This is a genomic window from Serratia bockelmannii, assembly GCF_008011855.1.
Taxonomy (GTDB): domain Bacteria; phylum Pseudomonadota; class Gammaproteobacteria; order Enterobacterales; family Enterobacteriaceae; genus Serratia; species Serratia bockelmannii.
Genome location: NZ_VOUX01000002.1, coordinates 518,299 through 524,298, shown reverse-complemented (window position 1 = coordinate 524,298; position 6,000 = coordinate 518,299). Strand labels below are relative to the sequence as shown.

Here is a 6,000-nt window from a genome sequence, read left to right as displayed (position 1 = left end):
CCCGGACTCGGAATCGAACCAAGGACACGGGGATTTTCAATCCCCTGCTCTACCGACTGAGCTATCCGGGCAACGGGCAGCATTAAACCGTATTGGCCGAAAGCCGTCAACGGCTTTATGCGTGAAAGACGTTAAAATGCCTCCGGTTGCTGGCTTTTCAGGCAAAGGGCGCAAAAAATGCGCCTGTTCTGGCGATCACCTTGGGTTGGCTGTGCCGCCAACCCTGCCGATTCAGCTTAACGCCCCGTTGCGGCGGCACTGCGCCACCTGCAAGATGTCTTCCGCCAGCCGTTTGGCGACCGATACGTCCTGGAGCTGGCGTTTTACCAGCAGTTTGCTCAGGCAGCCTTCCTGAATCAATTCCATTTGCTGCGCCACCATGTCGGCGTCGTCGGCGTCCATGTCGCGCAGCAGTTCGCGGGTCAGCTCCAGCGAGGTCAGCTTTTGCTGCTCCGCCAGTTGGTGGATCGGATGATCCGTTTCCGGGAAGAAGCTGCAGGCGGCGATAAACAGGCAGCCGGGGTAGCGGTCTTGCTGCACGTATTCCGCCAGCACGTCATAGCGCGCTAGCAGCTTTTGCTGCGGGCTTAGGCTCTCGTCCAGCAGCAGCTGGCGGCGCCAGGTGTCGATCTGTTGGCCGTGGTAGCGCAGGCAGTCGTACAGCAGCGCTTCGCGATCTGGCCAGAACCGCTTGAGATCGCCGGGCTGAACGTCGAGTTTTTCCGCCAGCATCTCTAATGTGGCGGTCGCCAGGCCCTGTTGTTCCAACAGGCCCAGCGCGGTATCAAGGACGTGTTCACGTTGCACTTGTGCTTCCTCCTCTTCGGTTCAGAACCTCAGTGTTATTTATCACATCACTTTCTGCAAATGCGCGTTGAAGGCTGCCGCCTTCATAAAACCGGTGACCCGCTGCGCCGTCAGTTCCTGGCCCGCCGGATCGAAGAACAGGATCGTCGGCAGCCCCAGCACCTTCAGGTGCTTCAGCAGCGCCGCCTGTTCCGCGCTGTTAGCGGTCACATCCGCCTGCAGCAGCACCGCGTTGGCCAGGCTTGCCTGCACCGCGGCGTCGCTGAAGGTGTATTTTTCGAACTCTTTGCAGGCCACGCACCAGTCGGCGTACAGATCCAGCATCACCGGCTTGCCCCGCGCCTGTTGCAGCGCGAGATCGAGCTGTTCGACGTTGTTGATGCGGGTAAAGGCCAGATGCGGTTGAGCCGCCTGCTGCGCCTGGTCGGTGCCGAAAGCCCAGTCTTGCAGCGGCCGCGCGGCGATCACCGCCGCCGCCAGCAACAGCAATTGCAGGGCACGCGTCCAGCCGCGTGTGCTTCTCAGGCTCAGGGCGAAGGCCCAGCCGAAGAACGCCAGGCCGAGCAGGCTCCACAAGCGCATGCCCCACAGGTCGCCGATCACCCGCTCCAGCAGGAACACCGGCAGCGCCAGAATGACGAAGCCGAAGGCCTCTTTCACGTACTGCATCCACGGGCCGCTGCGCGGCAGCAGGCGGTTGCCGAACAGGGTGACGATCACCAGCGGAATGCCCATCCCCAGTGCGTACAGGTACAACGTACCGCCGCCGGCCCACAGATTACCGCTCTGGGCGATATACAGCAGGATGGCGCTGAGCGGCGCGGTGGTGCAGGGGGAACAGATCAGCCCGGCCAGGGCGCCCATCAGGAACACGCCGGTCAGTGAGCCGCCGCGCTGGGTGTTGCTCCAGTTTGCCAGCCGGGTTTGCAGCGCTGAGGGCAACTGCAGGGAATAGAGGCCGAACATCGACAGCGCCAGCGCGATGAACAGCACCGACAGGCCAATCAGGACGTAAGGATGCTGCAGCGCCGCCTGGAACTGCAATCCGGCGGCGGCCACCACCAAGCCCAGCAGGGTGTAGGTGAGCGCCATGCCCTGCACGTAAACCACCGCCAGCGCCAGAATGCGGCCGCTGCTTTGCGGCCGGTCGCGGCCGAGGATGATGCCGGAGATCAGCGGGTACATCGGCAGTACGCACGGGGTGAAGGCGATACCGATGCCGATCAGCAATGCCCACAGCGGCGAGAACGGCAGGCTGGCCGGTGCGGCAGGGGCTTCAGCCGGCGCAGAGGCCGAGAGCGGCGCGGCGGCGGTGGCGCTGACCGCGTCCAGCGGGATGGTTCGGGTTTCCGGCGGATAGCAGAAGCCGGCCTCGGCGCAGCCCTGATAGGTGACGCTGAGGCTGGCGTTGGCCGCCGCCTGTTGCAGCGGCACCTGCAGATTCAGCTGCTGTTTGAAAATCGCCACTTCGCCGAAGAATTCATCCTTGTGGCTCAGTCCTTCGGGCAGGGTAAACGCGCCGAGCGTCGCCTGCTGCGGCACCAGTTTGATCTGCTGACGATACAGGTAGTAGCCGGGGCGGATCTGCCAGTTCAGCGTTACCTGGTTGCCTTGCTGTTTGAAATCGAAAGTGAAGGCCTGATCGACAGGCACGAACTGGCTGCCGCCCTTCGGCGCGAACAGCGAAGCCTGCGCCGCCTGCGGCAGGAAGCACAGGCTGCACAGCAGCAAAATCAGTTTAAGGAAGCGTTGATCCATAACAGGTAGTCTTTATCTCCGGCCATCACCGGCAAGACCAGCAGCTCGGGCGTCTGGTAAGGGTGATGTTGTTTCAGGGTGTCGAGCAGGGCTTGCTGACGGCGGCGATCGCTTTTGAACAGCATCTGCACTTCGTATTCCTGTTCCAGTTTCCCTTCCCAGTAATACAGCGAGGTGGCGCCGGGCAGCAGCGTGGCGCAGGCCGCCAGCTTATCGCCCAAGACCCGCGCCGCCAGTTCCTGGGCGCTGGCTTCATCGGGTGCGGTACAGAGTATGACGACAGCTTCGCAATCAGACATCTTCAGCCCTCTCATCGGTTTGAATGGGCACTATACCCTGAAGGCGGATTGGCTAGAAGGCGAGTTTATCGCCAGAAGGAAAACCGGGGCCGCAGCCCCGGTCTAAGCCTTACAGCATGACGCTGCCGAGCAGGAAGCCGAATACCACCGCGAAAATCACGCCCATGGTGCCGGGAATGAAGAACGGATGGTTGAACACGAAGCGGCCGATGCGCGTGGTGCCGGTATCGTCCATCTGCACCGCGGCGACCAGCGTCGGGTAGGTCGGCAGGATGAACAGGCCGGAAACGGCCGCGAAGGAGGCGACGGCGGTCAGCGGCGACACGTTCAGCGCCAGCGCCATTGGCATCAGCGCCTTGGCGGTGGCGGCCTGCGAGTACAGCAGCGCCGAGCAGAAGAAGAAGATCACCGCCAGCAGCCACGGGTGCGCCTGAATGACGCTGCCGGCCGTCTCTTTGATCCAGTCGATGTTGGCCTGCACGAAGGTGTCGCCCAGCCAGGCGACGCCGAGGATACAGATACAGGCGCTCATGCCGGCCTTGAAGGTGCTGGAGTTCAGCACCATGTCGGTGTCGACGCGGCACAGCAGGGTGGTCAGCGTGGCGACGCTCAGCATGATGATCAGGATGGCGTTGGTGGTGTTCATCAGCGGCTTGGCCACCAGGCCCAGGCCCGGGCTGTTGATGATGGCGTAGGCGACCACGCACAGCACGCCCAGCAGGAACAGCAGCACCGAGGTTTTGGCGCGCGGTTTGATCGCCAGCGCGTTGTTGCCGCGCAGGGTGATCAGGCCTTCTTCCAGGCGTTTCAGGTACACCGGATCGTTAGACAGCTTGGAGTCGAACAGCCAGGTCACCAGCAGCGACATCACCAGCACGGCGCAGAAGGTGGATGGGATCACCACCATCAACAGGTGCAGGTAGCTGACGCCGTGGCCTTCCATCACCGAAGACATGTACACCACCGCGGCGGAGATCGGCGAGGCGGTGATGGCGATCTGGGCGGAGACGACGGCGGTCGACAGCGGGCGGCAAGGCTTGATGCCCTGTTCTTTCGCCACCTCGGCGATCACCGGCAGCGCCGAGAGCGAGATGTTGCCGGTGCCGGCGAAGATGGTCAGGAAGTAAGTGACGATAGGGGCGAGAATGGTGATGTGTTTGGGGTTCTTGCGCAGCAGTTTTTCGGTCTGCTGCACCAGATAGTCCATCCCCCCGGCGACCTGCATCGCGGAGATCGCCGCGATCACCGCCATGATGATGGAAATCACGTCGAAGGGAATGCTGCCTGGCTTGACGCCGATCAGCGCCAGGACCAGAACGCCCAACCCCCCCGCGAACCCGATACCGATACCGCCCAACCTGGCCCCTAAAAAGATGGCCAGCAGAACGATAACCAATTCTACGGCTAGCATAGTGTTTACTCCTTAAAATGAGAGAAATTGAAAATCAAACGTTAAAATTTTGTGGGCGCCGGAAAGTAAAAAGGCACGCTATCCAGAGGATTTAGCGTGCCTTTCAGGGCTACCGGGTAGGTCTGTTATTGTTCATTTTCATCCGTATAGCGTTTAGCTTTATAAGCCGGGTGCATCAGGTTCTCCACGGAGAAGATGTCATCCAGCTCGGCTTCGGTCAGCAGGCCGCGTTCCAGCACCACTTCGCGCACGCTCTTGCCGGTTTCGGCGCAGATCTTCCCGACGATGTCACCGTTGTGGTGGCCAATGAACGGGTTCAGATAGGTGACGATACCGATCGAGTTGAAGACGTAGTGTTCGCAGACTTCTTTATTCGCGGTGATGCCGTTAATGCATTTTTCCAGCAGGTTGTAGCAGGCGTTGGTCAGGATGTGGATCGACTCGAACATCGCCTGGCCGATCACCGGCTCCATCACGTTCAGCTGCAGCTGGCCCGCTTCGGCCGCCATGGTAACGCAAGTGTCGTTGCCAATCACCTTGAAACACACCTGATTGACCACTTCCGGCACCACCGGGTTCACTTTGGCCGGCATGATGGACGACCCCGCCTGCAGCTCCGGCAGGTTGATTTCGTTCAGGCCGGCGCGCGGGCCGGAGGAGAGCAGGCGCAGGTCGTTACAGATTTTGGACAGTTTCACCGCCAGGCGTTTGAGTGCGCTGTGCACCATCACGTAGGCGCCGCAGTCGGAGGTGGCTTCGATCAGGTCTTCCGCCGGTACCACCGGCAGGCCGCTGACTTCCGCCAGTTTTTGCACCGCCAGCGGCTGATAGCCTTCCGGGGTGTTGAGCGCGGTGCCGATGGCGGTGGCGCCCAGGTTAACTTCCAGCAGCAGCTCCGCGGTGCGGTGCAGGTTGCGGGTCTCTTCGTTCAGCAGCACGCTGAAGGCGTGGAATTCCTGGCCGAGGGTCATCGGCACTGCGTCCTGCAGCTGGGTGCGGCCCATTTTCAGGATGGTTTCGAACTCTTTCGCCTTGCGATCGAAGCCTTCACGCAGCTGGTTGATGGCGTCGATCAGTTTCTGGTTGGAGGCGTACACCGCGATGCGGAACCCGGTCGGGTAGGCGTCGTTGGTGGACTGGCACTTATTGAGGTGATCGTTCGGGTTCAGGTACTGGTATTCGCCTTTTTGATGGCCCATCAGCTCCAGGCCGATGTTCGCCAGCACTTCGTTGGTGTTCATGTTCAGCGAGGTGCCTGCGCCGCCCTGGAACACGTCCACCGGGAACTGATCCATGCACTTGCCTTTATCCAACACCTCGTCGCAGGCCTGGATGATCACGTCGGCGATTTTGCGTGGGATGGTTTTGAGTTCTTTGTTGGCCATCGCCGCGGCCTTTTTCACCATCACCATGCCGCGAACGAACTCGGGGACATCGCTGATTTTGCTGTTGCTGATGTAGAAGTTTTCAATCGCACGCAGAGTGTGAACTCCGTAGTAAGCGTCTGCGGGGACTTCACGTGTTCCTAACAGGTCTTCTTCGATACGAATGTTGTTTGACATGAGAACCTTCTCTATGTGTTGCTGCCGAATTAATAATTTGTCAGGTCAAGGCTAGTAAGGGCACAGCCTAAATTAATGTTGCCGAAGGCTTGGGGCGTGAAACGATTAACCAAATCGCCCGTTGCTGCCCAGATCATATGCTGGTTGGTAAGAAATGACTGAA

5 protein-coding genes are annotated in these 6,000 nt (G+C 60.5%); all 5 read right to left on the bottom strand.

What is annotated here, in order from left to right:
• Positions 1-231: 231 nt before the first annotated feature.
• Complete coding sequence (gene dicD, locus FOT55_RS04565) at positions 232-807, bottom strand: division control transcriptional repressor DicD (protein ID WP_004929655.1); 576 nt, start codon at positions 805-807, stop codon at positions 232-234.
• 42 nt (positions 808-849) lie between these two features.
• Positions 850-2,565 (bottom strand): protein-disulfide reductase DsbD, encoded by a 1,716-nt coding sequence (locus FOT55_RS04560; protein ID WP_147823160.1) that lies wholly within the window; start codon positions 2,563-2,565, stop codon positions 850-852.
• Positions 2,541-2,864, bottom strand: a complete 324-nt coding sequence (cutA, locus tag FOT55_RS04555) for a divalent cation tolerance protein CutA (protein ID WP_004929657.1) — start codon at positions 2,862-2,864, stop codon at positions 2,541-2,543. Before cutA ends, FOT55_RS04560 begins: the two co-directional genes overlap by 25 nt.
• A gap of 109 nt (positions 2,865-2,973) precedes the next feature.
• A complete protein-coding gene (locus FOT55_RS04550; RefSeq protein ID WP_016929379.1) occupies positions 2,974-4,275 on the bottom strand; it encodes an anaerobic C4-dicarboxylate transporter in 1,302 nt (433 codons plus the stop codon).
• 125 nt (positions 4,276-4,400) lie between these two features.
• A complete protein-coding gene (gene aspA, locus FOT55_RS04545) occupies positions 4,401-5,837 on the bottom strand; it encodes an aspartate ammonia-lyase (RefSeq protein WP_004929659.1) in 1,437 nt (478 codons plus the stop codon).
• Between the last annotated feature and the right edge of the window lie 163 nt (positions 5,838-6,000).